21 protein-coding genes are annotated in these 18096 nt (G+C 68.3%); 10 read left to right on the top strand and 11 right to left on the bottom strand.

Features of this window, described 5'->3' with window-relative positions:
* Nucleotides 1–151 precede the first annotated feature (151 nt).
* The 3 genes from ACFWZU_RS14120 to ACFWZU_RS14110 form a co-directional block, all read right to left on the bottom strand.
* Entirely contained in the window at nt 152–472 is a 321-nt protein-coding gene (locus ACFWZU_RS14120) for an H-NS histone family protein (RefSeq protein WP_439702175.1), read from the bottom strand.
* A 222-nt stretch (nt 473–694) separates the two neighbouring features.
* Nucleotides 695–2392 (bottom strand): proline--tRNA ligase, encoded by a 1698-nt coding sequence (locus tag ACFWZU_RS14115; protein ID WP_439702174.1) that lies wholly within the window; start codon nt 2390–2392, stop codon nt 695–697.
* A gap of 80 nt (nt 2393–2472) precedes the next feature.
* On the bottom strand, nt 2473–2892 hold the full coding sequence (locus tag ACFWZU_RS14110; RefSeq protein ID WP_439702173.1) for a DUF4124 domain-containing protein: 420 nt from the start codon (nt 2890–2892) through the stop codon (nt 2473–2475).
* A gap of 123 nt (nt 2893–3015) precedes the next feature.
* Here ACFWZU_RS14110 and pssA point away from each other — a divergent pair, with 123 nt between their 5' ends.
* Genes pssA through rimI form a run of 3 tightly spaced genes read left to right on the top strand, consistent with a single transcriptional unit; the run spans nt 3016 to nt 4771 of the window.
* Nucleotides 3016–3813, top strand: coding sequence for a CDP-diacylglycerol--serine O-phosphatidyltransferase (gene pssA, locus ACFWZU_RS14105; protein WP_439702172.1), 798 nt, complete (start codon nt 3016–3018; stop codon nt 3811–3813).
* The gene (locus ACFWZU_RS14100) at nt 3810–4298 is read left to right on the top strand and encodes a hypothetical protein (RefSeq protein WP_439702171.1); all 489 of its coding nucleotides are present in this window, start codon (nt 3810–3812) and stop codon (nt 4296–4298) included. The genes pssA and ACFWZU_RS14100 overlap by 4 nt, the downstream gene beginning before the upstream one ends.
* Entirely contained in the window at nt 4298–4771 is a 474-nt protein-coding gene (gene rimI / locus ACFWZU_RS14095) for a ribosomal protein S18-alanine N-acetyltransferase (protein ID WP_439702205.1), read from the top strand. The genes ACFWZU_RS14100 and rimI overlap by 1 nt, the downstream gene beginning before the upstream one ends.
* Nucleotides 4772–4849: 78 nt before the next feature.
* Here the strand turns inward: rimI and ACFWZU_RS14090 are convergent, their stop codons facing one another.
* Nucleotides 4850–7678, bottom strand: coding sequence for a valine--tRNA ligase (locus tag ACFWZU_RS14090; protein ID WP_439702170.1), 2829 nt, complete (start codon nt 7676–7678; stop codon nt 4850–4852).
* Nucleotides 7679–7896: 218 nt separating this feature from the next.
* Between ACFWZU_RS14090 and ACFWZU_RS14085 the strand changes: the two genes are divergently transcribed.
* From ACFWZU_RS14085 to ACFWZU_RS14075, 3 genes are read left to right on the top strand one after another with little or no spacing between them, the layout of a single operon-like run.
* Nucleotides 7897–8739, top strand: coding sequence for a DUF2167 domain-containing protein (locus tag ACFWZU_RS14085; protein WP_439702169.1), 843 nt, complete (start codon nt 7897–7899; stop codon nt 8737–8739).
* Between the two features lies 1 nt (nt 8740).
* On the top strand, nt 8741–9463 hold the full coding sequence (locus ACFWZU_RS14080) for a hypothetical protein (RefSeq protein WP_439702168.1): 723 nt from the start codon (nt 8741–8743) through the stop codon (nt 9461–9463).
* Complete coding sequence (locus ACFWZU_RS14075; RefSeq protein WP_439702167.1) at nt 9453–9815, top strand: J domain-containing protein; 363 nt, start codon at nt 9453–9455, stop codon at nt 9813–9815. The genes ACFWZU_RS14080 and ACFWZU_RS14075 overlap by 11 nt, the downstream gene beginning before the upstream one ends.
* A gap of 91 nt (nt 9816–9906) precedes the next feature.
* Here the strand turns inward: ACFWZU_RS14075 and ACFWZU_RS14070 are convergent, their stop codons facing one another.
* The 6 genes from ACFWZU_RS14070 to ACFWZU_RS14045 form a co-directional block, all read right to left on the bottom strand.
* Nucleotides 9907–10557: a DUF4328 domain-containing protein gene (locus tag ACFWZU_RS14070; RefSeq protein WP_439702166.1), complete on the bottom strand. Its 651-nt coding sequence runs from the start codon at nt 10555–10557 to the stop codon at nt 9907–9909.
* Between the two features lie 222 nt (nt 10558–10779).
* Complete coding sequence (locus tag ACFWZU_RS14065) at nt 10780–11130, bottom strand: DUF3147 family protein (RefSeq protein WP_439702165.1); 351 nt, start codon at nt 11128–11130, stop codon at nt 10780–10782.
* A 2-nt stretch (nt 11131–11132) separates the two neighbouring features.
* Nucleotides 11133–12203, bottom strand: coding sequence for a uroporphyrinogen decarboxylase (hemE, locus tag ACFWZU_RS14060; RefSeq protein ID WP_439702164.1), 1071 nt, complete (start codon nt 12201–12203; stop codon nt 11133–11135).
* Between the two features lies 1 nt (nt 12204).
* Nucleotides 12205–12465 (bottom strand): WGR domain-containing protein, encoded by a 261-nt coding sequence (locus tag ACFWZU_RS14055; RefSeq protein ID WP_439702163.1) that lies wholly within the window; start codon nt 12463–12465, stop codon nt 12205–12207.
* Between the two features lie 150 nt (nt 12466–12615).
* Nucleotides 12616–13716 (bottom strand): 3-dehydroquinate synthase, encoded by a 1101-nt coding sequence (aroB, locus tag ACFWZU_RS14050; RefSeq protein ID WP_439702162.1) that lies wholly within the window; start codon nt 13714–13716, stop codon nt 12616–12618.
* Nucleotides 13713–14252, bottom strand: a complete 540-nt coding sequence (locus tag ACFWZU_RS14045) for a shikimate kinase (protein ID WP_439702161.1) — start codon at nt 14250–14252, stop codon at nt 13713–13715. The genes aroB and ACFWZU_RS14045 overlap by 4 nt, the downstream gene beginning before the upstream one ends.
* A gap of 6 nt (nt 14253–14258) precedes the next feature.
* Between ACFWZU_RS14045 and ACFWZU_RS14040 the strand changes: the two genes are divergently transcribed.
* Nucleotides 14259–15104: an NAD-dependent epimerase/dehydratase family protein gene (locus ACFWZU_RS14040; RefSeq protein WP_439702160.1), complete on the top strand. Its 846-nt coding sequence runs from the start codon at nt 14259–14261 to the stop codon at nt 15102–15104.
* A gap of 272 nt (nt 15105–15376) precedes the next feature.
* On the opposite strand, the gene ACFWZU_RS14035 is transcribed toward ACFWZU_RS14040, so the two are convergent.
* Nucleotides 15377–16207 carry a kinase gene (locus tag ACFWZU_RS14035; protein ID WP_439702159.1) on the bottom strand — a complete coding sequence of 277 codons (831 nt, stop codon included), beginning with the start codon at nt 16205–16207 and terminating at the stop codon, nt 15377–15379.
* A gap of 39 nt (nt 16208–16246) precedes the next feature.
* On the opposite strand from ACFWZU_RS14035, the gene pdxH reads away from it, so the two are divergent.
* Genes pdxH through ACFWZU_RS14020 form a run of 3 tightly spaced genes read left to right on the top strand, consistent with a single transcriptional unit; the run spans nt 16247 to nt 18071 of the window.
* On the top strand, nt 16247–16834 hold the full coding sequence (gene pdxH, locus ACFWZU_RS14030) for a pyridoxamine 5'-phosphate oxidase (protein ID WP_439702158.1): 588 nt from the start codon (nt 16247–16249) through the stop codon (nt 16832–16834).
* On the top strand, nt 16831–17271 hold the full coding sequence (locus tag ACFWZU_RS14025; protein WP_439702157.1) for a secondary thiamine-phosphate synthase enzyme YjbQ: 441 nt from the start codon (nt 16831–16833) through the stop codon (nt 17269–17271). The genes pdxH and ACFWZU_RS14025 overlap by 4 nt, the downstream gene beginning before the upstream one ends.
* Complete coding sequence (locus tag ACFWZU_RS14020; RefSeq protein ID WP_439702156.1) at nt 17271–18071, top strand: ABC transporter substrate-binding protein; 801 nt, start codon at nt 17271–17273, stop codon at nt 18069–18071. Before ACFWZU_RS14025 ends, ACFWZU_RS14020 begins: the two co-directional genes overlap by 1 nt.
* The last annotated feature ends 25 nt before the right edge of the window (nt 18072–18096 follow it).

Raw genomic sequence — 18096 nt, 5'->3', positions numbered from 1 at the left:
GCACCGGCTGACGGCCTGTCCCTGCGCAGCGCCGAAGTGGGAGGTGCCGGGCAGTACCGCGCCCGCGCCTCTCCTGCTGAGAGAGGCTGAAGGGAAGCAAAAAAAACACCGGCGCAAGGCCGGTGTCTTTTATTGCGTTGGCAACGAGCAATCAGATCGCCAGATCCTTTTCCTTCTTGCCGGCCTTCAGCGCATCGTTGAACCAGCGCGGGCGCTTGCCGCGGCCGGACCAGGTCTGTTCCGGATTGCCCGGATTGCGGTACTTCGGCGCCACCGTACCGGTGCTGCGGCGGGCTTTGCGGGTGCCACCGAAAACATCCTCCATGGAGAAGCCCTCGGCCTTGACCATGGCATGGATCTTCTCGCGCAGCTTGGCGACCTTCTCCTTGCGCAGCTCGGTCTGGCGCACCTGCGCCTTGGTGATCAGTTCATTGAGCTGGTTGTGATTGAGGTTCTTGATGTCGACTGCCATGCGTGGGCTCCCGGTAAGTCTTCGATTATGTGTTTTTGCCTCTCGTCATTGAGAGCGGTGCTTCCTGTCCGGAGGCATTCTCGCCCAATGGCGGGGCCGATTGCAAAACGGTCGATTATTCCGTGGCGGGGAATAATGCGAGCCACCGCATAAAATCGACCGGTCGTATTGCCAAACTCGACTGCATAGAAATTACCGTCCAACGGCAACCGCCACTTACTTTCACGCGACCAGCGTGAACAATTCGTCCTCGGTAATGGCCCGGTTTTCCGATTCGGAGCGGCGACGGTATTCGAGCGTACCGGCAGCCAGCCCACGCTCGCTCACCACCACCCGGTGCGGAATGCCGATCAATTCCAGGTCGGCAAACATCTGACCGGGTCGCAGCCCGCGGTCGTCCAGTACCGCTTCGATACCGCGTTCCTCGAGTTTCCGGTACAGGTTTTCGGCCGCCTCGCGCACGTCGGGCAGGTTCTTGGGATTGATGATGCAAACTGCCACGCGCCAGGGCGCCATGGTTTCGGGCCAGATAATCCCCGCCTCGTCGTGGGACTGTTCGATCGCCGCGGCGACGATGCGGCTGACGCCGATGCCGTAGCAACCCATCAGCATCACCTGGGCCTTGCCCTGGTCATCGAGCACGGTAGCGCCGAGCGCCTGGGCGTATTTCTGGCCGAGCTGGAAAATGTGGCCGACCTCGATGCCGCGCGCCAGGCGCAGCGTGCCGTGGCCATCGGGCGAGGGATCGCCCTCGACCACCTGGCGGATATCTTCCACGCGGGTCATGCGCGCATCGCGTTCCCAGTTGGCACCGGTGTAATGGGTGCCATCGGCATTGCCGCCGCAGACGAAATCGGCGAGCACCGCCGCACTGCGATCGACGATGACGGGAATCGTCTCCGGCAGGCCGACCGGGCCGATGAAACCCGGGCGCGCGCCGGTTGCGGCGAGAATGTCTTCCTCGGAAGCCAGCACCGGCTCGTCCGTCAATTCGGCCAGCTTCCCGGCCTTGACCTCGTTGAGGTCGTGATCGCCGCGCAGGCACAAAGCGACCAGGCCCTCGCGTCCGCGCAGGAGCAGGGTCTTGATGCACTGCCGCGGCGAAACGCCCAGGAAGGCGCTGACCTCGGCGATGGTTTTCTGCGTCGGCGTATCCACGCGCTTGAGCGATGCCTGCGGAGCCGGGCGCTGGATGGCGGGCGCGAGCGCTTCGGCCTTTTCGATATTGGCGGCGTAATCGGAACCGTCGGAAAACGCGATCGCATCCTCGCCCGAATCGGCCAGCACCTGGAATTCGTGGCTGGCGTTGCCGCCGATCGCGCCGGTGTCCGCCTGCACCGCGCGGAACGAAAGGCCGAGCCGCTCGAAAATGCGCGAATAGGCCTGGTACATCGCGGCGTAGGTGTCGCCTAGCGATTCGGGCGACAGATGGAACGAATAGGCGTCCTTCATCAGGAACTCGCGCGCGCGCATCACGCCGAAGCGCGGGCGGATTTCATCACGGAACTTGGTCTGGATCTGGTAGAAATTGACGGGCAGCTGCTTGTAGCTCTTCAGCTCGTTGCGCGCGAAATCGGTAATGACTTCCTCGTGGGTCGGGCCGAAACAGAATTCCTGTTCCTTGCGATCCCGGATCTTGAGCAACTGGCCACCGAACTTCTCCCAGCGGCCGGTTTCCTCCCACAGCTCCTTCGGCTGCACCGCGGGCATCAGCAACTCGATCGCACCGGCACGGTTCATTTCCTGGCGCACCACGTTCTCGACCTTGCGCAGCACGCGCAGGCCCAGCGGCGTCCAGGTGTAGAGGCCCGAGGCGAGCTTGCGGATCATGCCGGCGCGCAGCATCAGCCGATGGCTGGCGATTTCGGCGTCGGCGGGGACTTCCTTGACGGTGGCCAGGTGGAATTGGCTGAGGCGCATGGCGGGTATTCCGGGGGTAAAGAGGCCGATTATACGTGGCCACCCCCGGCTTACGCGTCATGGACGCCGGTGCAAAGCCCTTACTGGCTGCAGAACTGCTGGTACTGCTGTTCGGCCAGGGCGATCTGCTGGCTGCGCTCAGTTTCGTCCAGCGGGACCGACTTGCCGCCCTGTTCGAGCACGACGCCCTCCTTGCCTTTGAGCAGGTCAAGATTGGCCTTGAGGGAGGTGCAGAGCTTGGCGCGGTTCTCCGGCGTATTGGGCAGCCCGCCGGTGCCCTCCGGGGCGGGCTTCGCGGCAGTGGCGTCGGGTTTGGCGGCAGGCGCGGGCGCGGCCGGTTGCTCCATGCCGTTGGTATCGATGCGCTTGTACTGGGTGCCCTGGGGCGGCGGGGTTTCGGAGTAGTGCACGGTGCCGTGGGAATCGGTCCACTTGTACACCTGCGCGGCGACCGCGGGTGCGAGCAGCAGCAACACGAGGGCGAGGGGCAGGCGGCGCATGGGATTCTCCAGGGGCATGGGGCCCCGGCACTAGTTAACACTCCGCAAGGCCGGACTCAAGCATGCCGGGGCCGTTGACGGGCGATGGTTTACACTCTCGCGCATTCCGTCACGGATCGTTGCATGAGCGAGAACACGCCAGTCCGCACGCCCCGCCACCGGGGCATTTACCTGCTGCCGAACCTGTTCACGACGGCGGCCATGTTCGCCGGCTACTACGCGGTGGTGGCGAGCATAGGGCATCGTTTCACGGAAGCCGCGATCGCGGTCTTCGTGGCGGCGCTGCTGGATGGCATGGACGGTCGCGTGGCGCGCCTGACCGGCACGCAGAGCGAATTCGGCGTGCAGTATGACTCGCTCTCGGACCTGGTCAGCTTCGGGCTGGCGCCCTCCCTGGTGATGTACAACTGGTCGCTGTCCTCGCTGCGCGAGTTCGGCCCGGTGTGGGGCAAGATCGGCTGGGCCGCCGCCTTCCTCTACGCCGCCTGCGGCGCGCTGCGCCTGGCCCGCTTCAACACCCAGGTCGGGGTGATCGACAAGCGCTACTTCCAGGGCCTGGCCAGCCCCGCGGCCGCGGCGGTGTGCATGTCCTTCGTATGGAGCGTGGAGAAATTCCGTGCCGAGGGATGGGCGGTCACCGGTCCGCAACTGTGTTTCGTCACGCTGGTGGTGGCGGTTGTGGTGGGCCTGTTGATGGTCAGCCGCTTCCGTTACTACAGCTTCAAGTCGTTGCCGATGGGCGAGCGCGACCGCGTGCCGTTCCTGTGGGTGCTGGTCGCGGTGCTTATCCTGGTGCCGTTCCTCATCGATCCGCCCCGGGTGTTGTTCGTGGTGTTCACGCTGTACCTCCTGTCCGGCCCGGCGGTGACCCTGTGGGGCCGTGCCGCGCATCGCCGGCGGATCCGTCGCGCCAGGCCATGACTGCCACGCCGGCCCACCGCGGAACTCTTGCGCGCCGCACGCGGGTGCTGCGCGTACTGGGCGTAACGCCCTTGGTGCGGCGCGCGGCCGCTGCGCCGGAGCCCGATAGCGCGACCGAACCGGCGGCCGCACCGCTCGTCCCGGCCGCCTCCTGCGTCGTGCTGTTGCCGGACGGTTGCGGCGCCCGCGAACTGGACCTGCTCGGGCGCGCACTGGCCGCCTATGGTCCGGAGCTGGCGCGCGCCGGGCGCATCCTGGTCAAGGACGGACGCCCCACTGCCCCCGTGCCGCCGGTGCGCGCCTACCTGGTGTTCGGCCAGGCGCAGGCGCACGCGCTGGGGCGCGAGTTGCCCGCGGCGGTGATGAACAGGGCGCAGATCGTGCTGGCCGACGAGCCGAACGAGGTGCTCGCGGGCGGGGCCGGCAAGCGCCGGCTGTGGACCGCGCTGCGCCAGTTGCGGCGTGCGCTGGCGGAAGGTGCGTGATGGTCGCGGTGGCGCGCCCGCGCATCGAGATACGCGCGATGCGCCGCGAGGACGTCGCCGCGGTCAGTGCGCTGGAGAACGCGTCCTATGACTTTCCCTGGTCGGCCGGAATCTTCGGCGACTGCCTGAAGGCAGGACATCCGTGCTGGGTCCTCTGTTGCGAGGGCGCAGTGGCGGGCTACGGCATCCTCTCGGTGGCCGCCGGCGAGGCGCACGTGCTGAATCTTTGCATCGGCCCCCAGTGGCGCGGGCGCGGTCTGGGCCGGCACCTGCTCGGCCGGCTGCTCGACGTGGCGCGCTGGAGCGGTGCCGAGCGGGTGTTCCTGGAGGTGCGCCCGTCCAATCCGGTCGCGCAGGAGCTCTACGCCTCGGTCGGTTTCAAGGAAATCGGCCGACGCCCGCGCTACTACCCGGCCAAGGGCGGCCGCGAGGATGCGATCGTGATGGCGCTGGACAGGGACGGCTCGCCCTGACGCCCCTTCTGTAGGAGCGCACCTGTGCGCGACCAGGATCCCGGTCGCGCACAGGTGCGCTCCTGCAACCGGCGTCCCTCAGCCGAGTTTGCGCGCCTGTTCCCGCAACGCTTCGAGCTGGGTACCCCAATCCACGATGCGCTGGCGCTCCTGCGCCACCACCTCGGCCGGCGCGTTGGCCACGAAGCTGGCGTTGCCCAGCTTGCCCTCGCACTTCCTGATCTCGCCCTCGATGCGTGCGATTTCCTTGGCGAGGCGCGCCTTCTCCGCGGTGAGGTCGATCAACCCGGCCAGCGGAATCAGCACGCGCAGGCTGCCGACCACCGCCGCTGCCGCAGCCGGTTCACCGGCGCCCGGCTCGATCCACTGCGGCGCGTCGGTGCGCGCGAGGAAGGCGATCTGCGCGGCGAACTTGGCCACGCGCGAGCGATCGCCCGCGTCGCCATCGGCGAACAGCAGCGGAATGGTCTTGCCGGGCGCGATGTTCATTTCCGAGCGGATGCGGCGGATGCCCGAAAGCACCGACTTCGCCCACTCGATCTCGGCGCTTGCAGCCTCGTCCGCCGGCAGTTCGGCGGCCTTCGGCCACGGTCGCTCCATGATGCTCGACGCGCCGATGCCCAGCCGGGGCGCCACCGCCTGCCAGATCTCTTCGGTGATGAACGGAATGACCGGATGCAGCGCGCGCAGCACGGTCTCAAGCACCACCAGCAACGTGTGGCGCGTGGATGCGGCGGCCTGCGCGTCGTCGCCGTTGAGCGCCGGCTTGGACAGCTCGAGGAACCAGTCGCAGTACTCGTTCCACACGAACTCGTAGAGTGCCTGCGCCAGCAGGTCGAAGCGGTAGGTGGCGAAGTGCTCCTCGACTTCGGTCAGCGTCTGCTTGACGCGGGTGAGAATCCAGCGTTCGGCCTCGGTGGCCGGCCATCCCGCGGGCGCCGGAACCTCGCCCTCAGGCAAATTCATCAACACGAAGCGCGCGGCATTCCACAGCTTGTTGCAGAACGCCTTGTAACCTTCGGCACGCTTGATGTCGAAGTTGATCGTGCGGCTGTAGCTGGCCAGCGCGGCGAAGGTGAAGCGCAGCGCATCGGTGCCGATCGAAGGAATGCCCTGCGGATAGTCCTTGCGGATGCGCTTCTCGACCTTCTCGCGCACCTGCGGGATCAGCAGCGAACGGGTGGACTTCTCCACCAGCGGTTCCAGCGCATTGCCGTCGATCAGATCCAGCGGGTCCAGCGTATTGCCCTTGGACTTGGACATCTTCTGGCCTTCGGCATCGCGCACGATGGCGTTGATGTAGACCTCGCGGAAGGGCACCTGTCTGGTGAAGTACAGGGTCGCCATCACCATGCGCGCGACCCAGAAGAAGATGATGTCGAAGCCGGTGACCAGCACCGCGCTGGGCAGGAACAGTTTGTCCTGCTCCCAATCGGCGACCACCTCGCCGCGCTCGTTCCTTACCGGCCCCTGCATCGGCCAGCCCAGCGTGGAGAAGGGCCATAGCGCGGAGGAGAACCAGGTGTCGAGCACGTCCTCGTCCTGGCGCAACGCGCCAACCACCTCGGTGGTGGCATGCCGCCGCGCGTCCTGCTCGTCTTCGCCAACGAAGATGTTCCCGGCTTCGTCGTACCAGGCGGGGATGCGATGGCCCCACCAGAGCTGGCGGCTGATGCACCAGTCCTGGATGTTGTCCAGCCACTGCGTGTAGGTGCTGGTCCAGTTCTCCGGCACGAAGCGGATTGCGCCCGAACGCACGGCCTCGAGCGCCGGTTCGGTGATCGCCGTGCGCCCGCCCGGGCGGCCATCGGCGAGCACCTCGGAGGTGAGGTCGACGAACCACTGGTCGGTCAGCATCGGCTCGATCACCGCATCCGAGCGCTGGCTCACCGGCACCTGCAGCTTGTGCGGCCTGGTCTCGACCAGCAGGCCGGTAGCTTCCAGGTCGGCCAGCACCGCCTTGCGCGCTTCGTAGCGGTCCAGCCCGCGGTATTTCTCCGGCGCGTTGTCGTTGACCTTCGCGTCGAGCGTGAAGATGTTGATCGGCTCCAGCCTGTGGCGCTGGCCGATGGCGTAGTCGTTGAAGTCGTGTGCCGGGGTGATCTTCACGCAGCCGGTGCCGAACTCGCGATCGACGTAGTCGTCGGCGATCACCGGGATTTCCCGGCCGGTCAGCGGCAGGTGCAGCTTCGCGCCGATCAGGTGTGCGTAGCGCTCGTCTTCCGGATGCACCGCGACCGCGACGTCGCCCAGCATGGTTTCAGGGCGCGTGGTGGCGACCACCACCGAGCCCGCGCCATCGGCGGTCATGTAGCGGATCGACCACATGTGGCCGTCGCGCTCGACGTTGTTCACTTCCAGGTCCGACACCGCCGTGCCCAGCGCCGGGTCCCAGTTCACCAGCCGGTTGCCGCGGTAGATCAGCCCGTCGCGGTACCACTGGACGAAAACCTTGCGCACCGCGGCCGAGAGCCCCTCGTCCATCGTGAAGCGCTCGCGCGACCAGTCGGCGGCCACGCCCAGGCGGCGCATCTGGTTGGTGATGGTCGAGCCGGATTCCTCCTTCCACTGCCACACGCGCTCGACGAACGGCTCGCGGCCCAGGTCGTGGCGGCTTTTGCCATCGGCGGCAAGCTGGTTCTCGACGATCTTCTGGGTGGCGATGCCGGCGTGGTCGGTGCCGACCTGCCACAGCGTGTTCATACCGCGCATGCGCTGGTAGCGGATCAGCATGTCCATCACGGTCTGCTGGAACGCGTGGCCCATGTGCAGCGTGCCGGTCACGTTCGGCGGCGGCAGCAGGATGCAGTAGGGCTCGCCCTGGCCGGTGGGCCGGAACGCGCCGCGCTTCTCCCAGTGCGCGTACCACTTCGATTCGATCTGGCCGGGTTCGAAACTCTTTTCCATCGGAGGCTCGCCATGGGCGCGCCGGGCGCGCGCGGGTAAAGGGAAGGCTGAACGGATCATTGTAAGGGGCCGGCGCGAGCGGCCCAAGCGCGCGGTGATCCGGGTGCTGCGCAAGTGCCGCGCGTTTGGTTAAGCTCGCGCACGGCAGGGGCAGGATGCCTGGTCGCCTCCTGCGCAGGGGAACGCATCATCCGGTCAGGCATGACACAGGGGGCTTTATGAAAGGGATACGCGCGGCAGTCGCGGGACTGCTGCTTCTCCTTGCCGCTACACGCAGTCATGGCCAGCAGAGTCCGGTCGCCCAGCTGCCCTGGCAGATGGGGCCGACCAAGGTGGAGGTCGGCAGCCACGCGACGCTCGACGTGCCCGAGGGTTACGCCTTCCTCGACGCGAAGGCTACCGAGCGCTTCAACGAGATGATGCACAACCTGCCCGATCCGACGCCGACCTACACGCTGGCGCCGACCGACCTGAACTGGGTCGCGATGTTCTCCTACGAGGACATCGGCTATGTGAAGGACAACGAGGACCTCGACGCCGACGCCATCCTGAGCTCGGTCAGGGAGGGCACCGACGCGGGCAACCGCGAGCGCGCGAAACGCGGTTGGGCCCAGTTGCACATCACCGGCTGGGGCCTGAAGCCCCGGTACGACCCGCAGATCAAGTCGCTGGCGTGGGCGATCCGGGCCAGCAGTTCGCAAAGCAACGAAGAGGTGGTGAACTACAACACCCGCCTGCTGGGCCGTTTCGGCGTGATGGACGTGGTGGTCATCACCGACGCGGACAAGCTGGCTGGCGCCGTGGCCGACTTCAAGAACAAGCTGCCCGGCTTCGACTTCGTTCCGGGCGAGACCTATGCCGAATACCGTTCCGGCGACCGCGTGGCGGAGTACGGCCTGGCTGCGCTGATCACCGGCGGCGCCGCCGCCGTGGCGGCCAAGAAGGGCCTGTTCACCGTCATCGGCGGGTTCCTGGCGGCTGCCTGGAAGTTCGTGGTGGCGGGATTCCTTGCCCTGGGTGCCTGGTTCAAGTCGCTGTTCAAGCGCAAGCAAGGCGCCTGAGATGGATCTGGGACTGCCCGCGCTGCTGGGCGGGATCGTGCTGATGTATCTGTACGATTCCGCCTTGCTGCTCTACCACGACGAGATCGCCTTCGAGACCCGCCGGGGAGGCATCGTGGCCGGCGGGCTGGTCCTCGCGCTGGGCGGGCGCCTGTTGTTCGTGCCCAATCCACTGACGCCGCACCGGCCGCTGTACCGGTTGAGCTGGCTCGCGACCGCGCCGGAGGCGGGCGGTGGTGCGGCAAGCCTGCGGCGCCTGGCAGGGCGATCGTCCGTGCTCGCGCCGTGGTGCCTGTGGTTGCTTGCGCTGTTCTTCATCGGGCTGCCGGCATGCCTGTGGTTGTCGGGCACGAATGCCGCCTTGCTGGCCTGGCTGGTGGCCATGTACGTCTCCATCCTCGCCGCGCTCGGGATGGCCGCCACCCAGCGTCGACGACTCGCGCTGACGAACCGGCAGCTGTGGTCGCTGGCGCGCGACGCGCTGCTCTGCCCGCCCTTTGCGCTCAACCTGCTCCGCAAGATCAGCCTGGAGCACGGCCGTCGCCTGGACCTGCGCGCGGTGCTATCGGACACGGCCAGCGCGGGCGCATCCGTGGCCCTGGCCGGCGTGGTGCACTCGCGCATCGCCACCAGCCTCACCTTCGCCGAGGTGGGAGGCGACCAGGAAGGCGCGTTGCGCGGGGCGATGGCGTTCTACGGGAGATTGGCCGGCGATGCGGGCTGAATGGGTCGTGGTGTTGCTGGGACTGATCGTGGGCTATTGCCTGGTGAGCTTCTTCATGTCGCGCGCAAGGGAGTCCGGCGCGTCCGCACGCCAGCCGTCCGGCGGCCCCGGGCAAGGACCGGTCTGGAGCGATGAGCGCCCCGGAGCCGACGCGCAGCGGTGGTTCGACGTGCTCGGCGTTTCCGAGTCGGCCAGCCGCGAGGAGATCGAGCAGGGTTATCGCCTGCGCATGGGCCAGTACCACCCCGACAAGGTGGCGAGGCTGGGCGAGGACATCCAGCGCCTGGCCGAGAAGCGGGCGAAGGAAATCAACGTCGCTTACGACCAGGCGATGCGCCGCTTCCCGCGATGATCGCGCCGCCCAACCCGTCGGTTGGGCGGTGATCATCGGCCAGCTCGCCCCTGGCCGGGCGCGAGCCAGGGGCGGTGTCACGGGTAGGCGGTCAGACCACGAAGGCGTCGGCCAGCGAGGACGCCTGCATCGACGGAGTTGCCTGCTGTTGCTCATGCTGCTCCATCTGCATGCGCGTCACGCGCGTCACGACCAGCAGGAACAGCGCCGCCGCGCACAGGTTCAGGCCCTGTCCGCCGATCAGCAGCCACTGCTGGGTGTGCAGCCCCTCGAACGTGTGCTCGGGCTTGAGGTACTGCGTGACGAACCAGTACGACAGGTTGCCGGCAATCCAGCACACCCACCACGCCCTCAGCAGCGACGGCGTCCCGAGCTTTTGCCAGCGCGCCGGCGCCTGGGAGCCCAGCCAGATCTGCGTCATCGCGCGCAGCGGCCGCACCAGGTTCATGACCGGCACCGCATACCAGCCGACCGCCCAGCCGGGCGAGTCGTCCAAACCCCGGGCTCCCAGCGCCCGTACGTTGCAGGCGACCCGGTACACCCAGCAGCCGGCCCAGATGTAGCAGGCCAGCATGAGCACCAGTTGCAGGCGGAACAGGTTCAACTGCAGCCAGCCGGCCCCCGCCAGCTTGTCCTGCAGCGCCGCGGTGATTCCGCTGTCGATGCCCTGCTGGAGCAGTTGCAGCCCGTAGGCCATCACGCCCAGGACCGCCAGCGTGAGCAGGACGAAGGCCCCGACCACGCCCCGGACCCCATTGCCGAGCGAGTTCGGAGAGCGGAAGACGTGTTGCCCCGATGAGGCCGAAGATTCGCTCGTGACCGAGCCCGGCGCACTGAAAGGATTGACTCGCGACATAACGGCACCCCCATGCCTTTTTGCCGACCGGCCAGTCGCCGGCAGCCCGACTATGCGCCTGAGGTATGGACAGGGCAAGCGGGGGTGTGGTAGCCGGAAATCGGGGGGTTAGAGCAGTTCGATCCCGAACCGGCGCACCGCCAGCGCGAACAGGCCGAAGCAGGCCACCGTGATGAGGGCGCAGGCCAGCAGGGTGAACCAGAAGCCCAGCCGCGGCAGCAGGGCGGGGAAGACCAGGAACATCGGCAGCGTGGGCAGCACGTACCAGAAGGTGTACCAAGCGTGGTTGGCGATCTTCTGTGCTGGCTGGTGCTCCAGGTAGAGCCAGATCAGCGCCAGCAGCGTCACCATCGGCAGCGCGCCGAGCAGGCCGCCCAGCCGGTCGCTGCGCTTGGCGGCCTCGGAGACGAGTACCACCACCGCGGCGGTGACCAGGTATTTGGTGATCAGCCAGGCCATGCTCAGCCAGTCCGCAACTGGCGGCCGTAGGCATGCACCTCGTCGACCAGCACCTTGACGTGTTGCGGTTCGACCTCCGGCGTGATGCCGTGGCCGAGGTTGAAGACATGGCCCGGGTGGTTGCCGTAGCTGTCCATAACGGCGCGAGCCTCGCGGCGGATGACCTCCGGGTTCGAACGCAGTACGGCCGGGTCGAGGTTGCCCTGCAGGGCAACCTTGCCTGCCACCGCGCGCCGCGCATCAGCGAGGTCGATGGTCCAGTCCACGCCCAGTGCCGCGCAACCGGAACCGGCCATTTCGGCCAGGTGCAGGTGCGCGCCCTTGGAGAACAGGATCACCGGCAGCTCGCGGGCGACCGGATCCGCCTTCAGCGCCGCCACCACCTGGCTCATGTATCGCAGCGAAAACTCGCGGAACGGGGCCGGGCCGAGCAGGCCGCCCCAGGTGTCGAAGACCATCAAGGCCTGCGCGCCGGCGGCAGCCTGCGCCAGGAGGTAGGCCGCGACCGAGCGCGCCAGCGTGTCGAGCAGCTGGTGGGCGAGCTTGGGCGCGTTCCAGCACATCGCCTTGAGCGTGGCGAAGTCGCGTGAGCCGTGGCCTTCGACCATGTAGCAGGCGAGCGTCCACGGGCTGCCGGAGAAACCGATCAGCGGCACGCGCCCGTGGAGTTCGCGGCGGATCAGCCGAACCGCGTCCATCACGTAACGCAGCTCGCCGTCCATGTCGGGCACCGCCAGCGCCGAAATGTCGGCGGCAGTGCGCACGGGACGGGCGAACTGCGGGCCCTCGCCCTGCGCGAAGGACAGGCCGAGGCCCATCGCGTCCGGGATGGTGAGGATGTCCGAGAAAAGGATTGCCGCGTCGAGATCGAAGCGCTCCAGCGGCTGCAGCGTCACTTCGCAGGCGAACTCGGGGTTCTGCGCCAGGCCCATGAAGCTGCCGGCGCGCTCGCGCGTGGCACGGTACTCGGGCAGGTAGCGGCCGGCCTGGCGCATGACCCAGATCGGCGTGGTGTCGGTGGGCTCCCGGCGCAGGGCGCGCAGGAAGCGGTCGTTCTTCAGCGGAGCGGTCATGTCAGCGTCCGTGCGGGCCGTCCAGGCCCTGGGCGAACATCACGCGGAAGCCGCGCTTCAACTGCGCGTCGCGCGTCTTCTCGAACGCCGCGATGGCCTCGTCGCGCTCGAGAAACTGCTCGCGCTTGAGCGTGGCCTTGCCGCCCTGCGTGCCGCTTTCGCGGTACAGCGTCCAGCCGCCCAGCAGATCCTGCTCGAGCACGATCTGCACGTAGCGCGGCGCCTCGGCGGAGGCGGGCATGGTTTGCAGGTAGAGGCGCATGGTGTCCGTGATGGTGCGGCAAGGGCGCCGCAAGCGCGACATTCTAAAAGGCCGCGGCCATGCTGGCGAGCGTCCACGCCTTGCAGGAGCCCGCTTGCGGGCGATGTTCCTGGTCTGCTGGAACGAAGCGCATCGCCCGCAAGCGTGCCTCTACCGGTGGCGGGCGGCATCGTCAAGGGTGGCCAGCACGGTGTTTTCGGCGACGCCGCCGACGATTTCCGCCCGCCCGATGCCGCGCCACAGGATCAACCGAAGCGTGCCGGCGGTGTTCTTCTTGTCCAGCCGCATCAGCGCAAGCAACCGCTGCGCGTCGGAATCGCCCGGCAGCGCGACGGGCAGGCCCAGACGCTCGAGCAGTCGCCGCAGACGCGCGGTATCGGCGGCGTCGCTCATGCCCAACCGCTCGGAAAGGCGGGCGGCCAGCAACATGCCGATGGCGACCGCCTCGCCATGCAGAAGCGCGGTGTACTGGCCGGCGGTTTCCAGCGCGTGGCCGAAGGTATGGCCAAGGTTCAGTAGCGCGCGTTCGCCCTGCTCGGTCTCGTCGCGCGCGACCACGCCCGCCTTGTACCGGACCTTTCGCGCGATGGCTTCCACCAGCGTGGCGTCGTGGCGGCCGGCGAGGGCGTCGGCGTTCGCCTCCAGCCAGGCGAAGAAACCCGCGTCGCCGATCGCCGCCCCTTTCACCACCTCAGCCAGCCCCGCGCGGTATTCGCGGTCGGGCAGGGTAGCCAGGGTGCCGATGTCGGCGACCACCGCGCGCGGCTGGTGGAAGGCCCCGGCCAGGTTCTTGCCGGCAGGAAGGTTCACGCCGGTCTTGCCGCCGACCGAGGAGTCGACCATCGCCAGCAACGTGGTCGGCATCTGGATGAAGTCGATGCCGCGCATCCAGCAGGCCGCGGCGAAACCGGCCAGGTCGCCGACCACGCCGCCGCCCAGCGCGATCACGCAGGCGTCGCGGGTGGCCCCCAGCGCGGCGAGCGCCTCCAGCGCGCGACCGACATTGCCGAAGGTCTTGTGTGCCTCGCCGTCCTCGAGCAGGAAGTGCGACCAGCGCAGGCCTTCGAGTCCCTGCGCGACGCGATCGAGATAAAGCGGCGCCACGGTGGTGTTGCTGACCACCAGGGCATGGCGGCCGCGCAAATGCGCACGCCAGCGGGCGTGGTCGCCGAGCAGGCCACGGCCGATGTACACCGCGTAGCGCCGCGCGCCGAGCGCGACCTCGATCGTCTGGATGTCGGTTTCGTTCATGCCGCCTGTTGCCGTTGCCAGTGCTGGTCGAGCAGCGCGACGCAGCGCTCGCTCGCAGTCGCCACGCCTTCGTGTTCGCCGGGCAGGCGCAGGTCGGCAATCTCGCGGTAGAGCGGGCCACGGACGTGCGCCATCGCGTCGAGCTTGCCGCGGCGGTCTTCGCCCGCCAGCAGCGGGCGCCTGGTATCGCGGGCCAGGCGTTCGAGTTGCTGTTCCACCGTGGTGTCCAGCCACAGCACGAAGCCGCGTTCGGCGAGGCGATGGCGATTGGCCGGGTCCAGCACGGCGCCGGCGCCGGTGGCCAGCAACACGCCGGCGCGCGCGCTGAGCGCATCGAGCAGCGCGCTTTCGCGCTGGCGGAAGCCCGCCTCGCCCTCGATCTCGAACACGCAACGCACATCCACGCCGCAGTGGCGCTCGATCTCCTGGTCCAGATCCAGGAACGGCAGGCCATAATGCGCGGCGAGGCGTCGACCGATCGACGTCTTGCCGGCACCGGTCGGGCCGATCAGGAACAGGTTGCAGGAGGGGTTCATCCGCGCATGCTAGCAACCACGGACGAACGCGTCTTGCTGGCCGGCTGTGGCGACGTGGGGCTGCGCGTGGCTCGCCAACTGCGCGCGCAGGGGCACGAGGTGCATGCCCTGCGTCGGCGTCCTCCGGCGGACAGCGACGACGGAATCCACTGGCTCGCCGGCGACCTCGCCGCGCCCGCCACGCTGGATGCACTCCCCGGCGGCGTCACCCGGCTGGTCTACCTGCCGGCGCCCGACGCACGCGAGCGGGCCGCGTATGAAGCGGTCTTCCTGACCGGGTTGCGCGCCCTGCTTGCGGCGCTCGACCAGACAACGTTGCGGCGTGTGCTGTTCGTCTCCTCCAGCGCGGTCTACGGCGACCATGCCGGCGGCTGGGTGGACGAGGACACGCCTGCCCGTCCACCGGGCTTCAACGGCAGCGTGCTGCTGGAGGCGGAGCGATGGCTTGCGGACGTGCCGGTCCAGTCCACCGTACTGCGGCTGGCCGGTCTGTACGGGCCGGGACGGCTCCAGCTGATCGAGCGCCTGCGGGCGGGGCTGGCACGCGTGCCGCGGGAGCAGGCGCACTGGGCCAACCGCATCCACGTCGACGATGCGGCATCCGCCATCGCCCATCTGCTGTTATTGCCCGACGCCGACCCGCTTTACCTGGGCGTGGACGACACGCCGCTACCCCTGGACGTCCTGTACGACCACCTGGCCGGACTGGTGGGCGCACCGCCTCCGCCCGACGGTCCGGCGCCGGCCGGGGTGGGCAGCAAGCGGCTCAGCAACGCGCGGCTGCGGGCAAGCGGGTTCGTGCCCCGCTGGCCGGATGCGCGGTCGGGCTATGCGGCGCTGCTGGCGATGTGATGGCTTGCCTTCCTCCTCCCCCAGGAGAGGTCGAGGTGGGAGACCTGGGTCCGCGGGGAAACGAGGGAAACCACCGCTCTGGCGTTGGTTCGTCGCAAGAGCGGCCTCTTACCCCAACCCTCTCCCCCGAAGGGGACAAGGAGTGAGGCGGCACGGCAATGCAGCCTCCTGTCCCCTCCGGGGAGAGGACCGGGGTGAGGGGCCGGCGCTCGCGGAGAAAGGTGCGCAAGCATGGCTTCATCCCGACGTCCCTGGCGGGGAGCCGGTGATCATCAGGCGTGGGCGAGGCCGGTGACGTGGCGCTCGTCGTCATACTCCACCACGCTGTCGGCCAGCGCGGGCAGGGTGGCCAGCGCGTGGCGGCTGAGGCGTTCGAAGTGCGCGAGGAAACGCACCATGGCTTCGGCGTCCATCGCCAAGGGTGCCTTGCGTGCCAGCAGCGCTTCTTCCTGTTCGCCACGCCAGCGACGCACGACATCCCAGCTCGGCGCCTGCAGCACGATCAGCGCATCGAGCTTGCGCCACAGCGGCTGGTAGGCGCGCAGCTGCTTGTTCACCCAATGACGCCAGCGGCCGTCCGGGTCGTCGTCGCGTTCGAGCGCGTTGACCGGCGTCTCCAGCGCCGCCTGCAACTGTGGTCGCAGGCCCAGCGCCCAGCCTTCCAGGATCACCAGCTTCGGCGGGCGCGCGACCTTGGGCCAGCGCGAGGGCGGCACGCGGGTATCGCGGCCCTTGTCGAAGCGCGGCCAGGTCACCGGCAGCTTCTCCGAAGCCTGCGGCAGGGCGGCCAGCACCGAGAGCAGCAACTCGATCTCGTGCGTGCCGGGCACGCCGCGCGTGCGCAGCAGCGGATGCACCTCGCGCGCCAGTGTCTCGCGCTCGCTGCGCGGGTAGTAGAAGTCGTCCAGCGTGAGCACGTCGGTCGGCCAGCCGCGGGCTTCGGCCTCGGCCTTCATCACCCGCGCCAGCGTGCTTTTGCCACTGCCCTGCAGGCCGGAGAGGCCGAGGATGTAGGGGCGGCGTGAACGCGCAATGCGGCCGGCATAGTGATCCAGAAGGTGGCCGGCGAGGGCGACGTTCTGCGTGCTAGCATCGTTGGTCATCCGCGCATGATGGCGCGGCGCCGCCACGATGCAAGAGTCATGCTCAAACGCGAGATCCTGGACACCTTCCGCAGCCTGCTCGACGAGGCCACCACCGGCGGCGACCCCGAACCCACCGCGATGAACCTGGCGACGGCCGATGCGGCCGGCCGGGTCAGCTCGCGTATCGTGCTGCTCAAGGGTGCCGACGAGCGCGGCTTTCGCTTCTTCACCAACTACGAAAGCGACAAGGGCGTCCAGCTCGATGCGCATCCGCAGGTCGCGCTGTGCTTCCACTGGAAGCAACTGCGCCAGGGCGTGCAGGTACGCATCGAAGGCGCGGCGCGCAAGCTGCTGGCGGAGGAGTCGGACGCCTATTTCGCCAGCCGTGCGCGCGGCAGCCAGATCGGCGCCTGGGCGTCGCTGCAGTCGCAGACGTTGCCGGATCGCGAGACCTTCGAGCAGCGCTTCGCGCGTTGCGAGAAGGAATACGACGGCCGCGACGTGCCGCGCCCGCCGCACTGGGGCGGCTTCGTGGTCGAGCCGGACATGATCGAGTTCTGGTACGGCGCGCAATTCCGCCTGCACGAGCGCGTGCGCTGGAGCCGCCACGGCCAGACCTGGACCAGCCGGCTGCTCTATCCGTGAGCCACGCCCAGCCCGCGCCGCACGTTGCCCAGAGTGGCTTCGTCGTGCACACGCGCGGCCGCGGATTCTGCGAGATCACCGGCAAGGTGGCCGAGGCGATCGCCGCCAGTCACATACAGACCGGGATCGCCAATGTCTTCGTCCTGCACACCAGCTGCTCGCTGCTGATCTGCGAGAACGCCGACCCGACCGTGCGCGACGACCTGGAGCGCTGGTTCGCGCGCGCCGTTCCCGACGGTGAACCGCTGTTCGAGCACGACGCCGAAGGCCCGGACGACATGCCTGCCCACGTGCGCTCGATCCTTACCGGCGTGAGCCTCACCGTGCCGGTCCACGGCGGCAGGCCGCAGCTGGGCACCTGGCAGGGCGTCTATATGTGGGAGCACCGGCGGGAGCCGCACCAGCGCCGGGTTTCAGTGACCGTGCTGGGCCATTGATGGACGGCTTCCCGCAGCGCATCGTCTGCCTGACCGAGGAACCGACCGAGGTGCTCTACGCCCTCGGCGAGGAGCACCGCATCGTCGGCATTTCCGGGTTCACCGTGCGGCCGGCGCGGGCGCGCAAGGAGAAGCCCAAGGTCTCGGCGTTCACCAGTGCGAAGATCGGCGAGATCCTGAAGCTGCAGCCGGACCTGGCGATCGGCTTTTCCGACATTCAGGCGGATATCGCGCGCGAGCTGGTCAAGGCGGGCGTGGAGGTATGGATCAGCAACCACCGCAGCGTGGAAGGCATCCTCGCCTATATCCGCCGCCTGGGCGCCATGGTCGGCGCCCACGAAAAGGCCGAAGCCTACGCGCGGCGTGCGGAGGCCCACCTGGCACGAGTCCGTGCAGCGGCCGCGGCGCTACCGAAGCGACCGAAGGTCTACTTCGAGGAATGGGACGAACCGCTCATTACCGGGATCCGCTGGGTGGCCGAGCTGATCGGTATCGCCGGGGGCGAGGACGCGTTTCCGGAGCTGGCGCGGGAGCCGCTGGCGAAACAGCGCATCCTGGCCGATGGCACGGAGGTCGTGCGCCGCGCGCCGGACATCATCCTGGGTTCCTGGTGCGGCAAGCGGTTCCGACCACAGCGGGTAGCGGCGCGGCCGGGCTGGGACGCGATTCCGGCGGTGCGCGACGGTGAGCTGCACGAAGTGAAGTCGCCGATCATCCTGCAGCCGGGACCCGCCGCGCTGTTCGATGGGCTGGACGAAATGCACCGCATCATCGCAGCCTGGGCTAACCGCGCCGTGTAGGAGCGCGCCTGTGCGCGACCGTGCA

The organism is Frateuria sp. GZRR33, from assembly GCF_051900425.1.
Lineage (GTDB): Bacteria > Pseudomonadota > Gammaproteobacteria > Xanthomonadales > Rhodanobacteraceae > Frateuria_A.
Note: the sequence above shows the minus strand (reverse complement) of the source record. Positions and strands in the feature narration are given on the sequence as shown.

Excerpts from the sequence above, each read along its gene's own strand:
- ACFWZU_RS14120 (WP_439702175.1), bottom strand. The coding sequence starts at position 472 with ATGGCAGTCGACATCAAGAACCTCAATCACAACCAGCTCAATGAACTG.
- ACFWZU_RS14115 (WP_439702174.1), bottom strand. The coding sequence starts at position 2,392 with ATGCGCCTCAGCCAATTCCACCTGGCCACCGTCAAGGAAGTCCCCGCC.
- ACFWZU_RS14110 (WP_439702173.1), bottom strand. The coding sequence starts at position 2,892 with ATGCGCCGCCTGCCCCTCGCCCTCGTGTTGCTGCTGCTCGCACCCGCG.
- pssA (WP_439702172.1), top strand. The coding sequence starts at position 3,016 with ATGAGCGAGAACACGCCAGTCCGCACGCCCCGCCACCGGGGCATTTAC.
- ACFWZU_RS14100 (WP_439702171.1), top strand. The coding sequence starts at position 3,810 with ATGACTGCCACGCCGGCCCACCGCGGAACTCTTGCGCGCCGCACGCGG.
- rimI (WP_439702205.1), top strand. The coding sequence starts at position 4,298 with ATGGTCGCGGTGGCGCGCCCGCGCATCGAGATACGCGCGATGCGCCGC.
- ACFWZU_RS14090 (WP_439702170.1), bottom strand. The coding sequence starts at position 7,678 with ATGGAAAAGAGTTTCGAACCCGGCCAGATCGAATCGAAGTGGTACGCG.
- ACFWZU_RS14085 (WP_439702169.1), top strand. The coding sequence starts at position 7,897 with ATGAAAGGGATACGCGCGGCAGTCGCGGGACTGCTGCTTCTCCTTGCC.
- ACFWZU_RS14080 (WP_439702168.1), top strand. The coding sequence starts at position 8,741 with ATGGATCTGGGACTGCCCGCGCTGCTGGGCGGGATCGTGCTGATGTAT.
- ACFWZU_RS14075 (WP_439702167.1), top strand. The coding sequence starts at position 9,453 with ATGCGGGCTGAATGGGTCGTGGTGTTGCTGGGACTGATCGTGGGCTAT.
- ACFWZU_RS14065 (WP_439702165.1), bottom strand. The coding sequence starts at position 11,130 with ATGGCCTGGCTGATCACCAAATACCTGGTCACCGCCGCGGTGGTGGTA.
- hemE (WP_439702164.1), bottom strand. The coding sequence starts at position 12,203 with ATGACCGCTCCGCTGAAGAACGACCGCTTCCTGCGCGCCCTGCGCCGG.
- ACFWZU_RS14055 (WP_439702163.1), bottom strand. The coding sequence starts at position 12,465 with ATGCGCCTCTACCTGCAAACCATGCCCGCCTCCGCCGAGGCGCCGCGC.
- aroB (WP_439702162.1), bottom strand. The coding sequence starts at position 13,716 with ATGAACGAAACCGACATCCAGACGATCGAGGTCGCGCTCGGCGCGCGG.
- ACFWZU_RS14045 (WP_439702161.1), bottom strand. The coding sequence starts at position 14,252 with ATGAACCCCTCCTGCAACCTGTTCCTGATCGGCCCGACCGGTGCCGGC.
- ACFWZU_RS14040 (WP_439702160.1), top strand. The coding sequence starts at position 14,259 with ATGCTAGCAACCACGGACGAACGCGTCTTGCTGGCCGGCTGTGGCGAC.
- ACFWZU_RS14035 (WP_439702159.1), bottom strand. The coding sequence starts at position 16,207 with ATGACCAACGATGCTAGCACGCAGAACGTCGCCCTCGCCGGCCACCTT.
- pdxH (WP_439702158.1), top strand. The coding sequence starts at position 16,247 with ATGCTCAAACGCGAGATCCTGGACACCTTCCGCAGCCTGCTCGACGAG.
- ACFWZU_RS14020 (WP_439702156.1), top strand. The coding sequence starts at position 17,271 with ATGGACGGCTTCCCGCAGCGCATCGTCTGCCTGACCGAGGAACCGACC.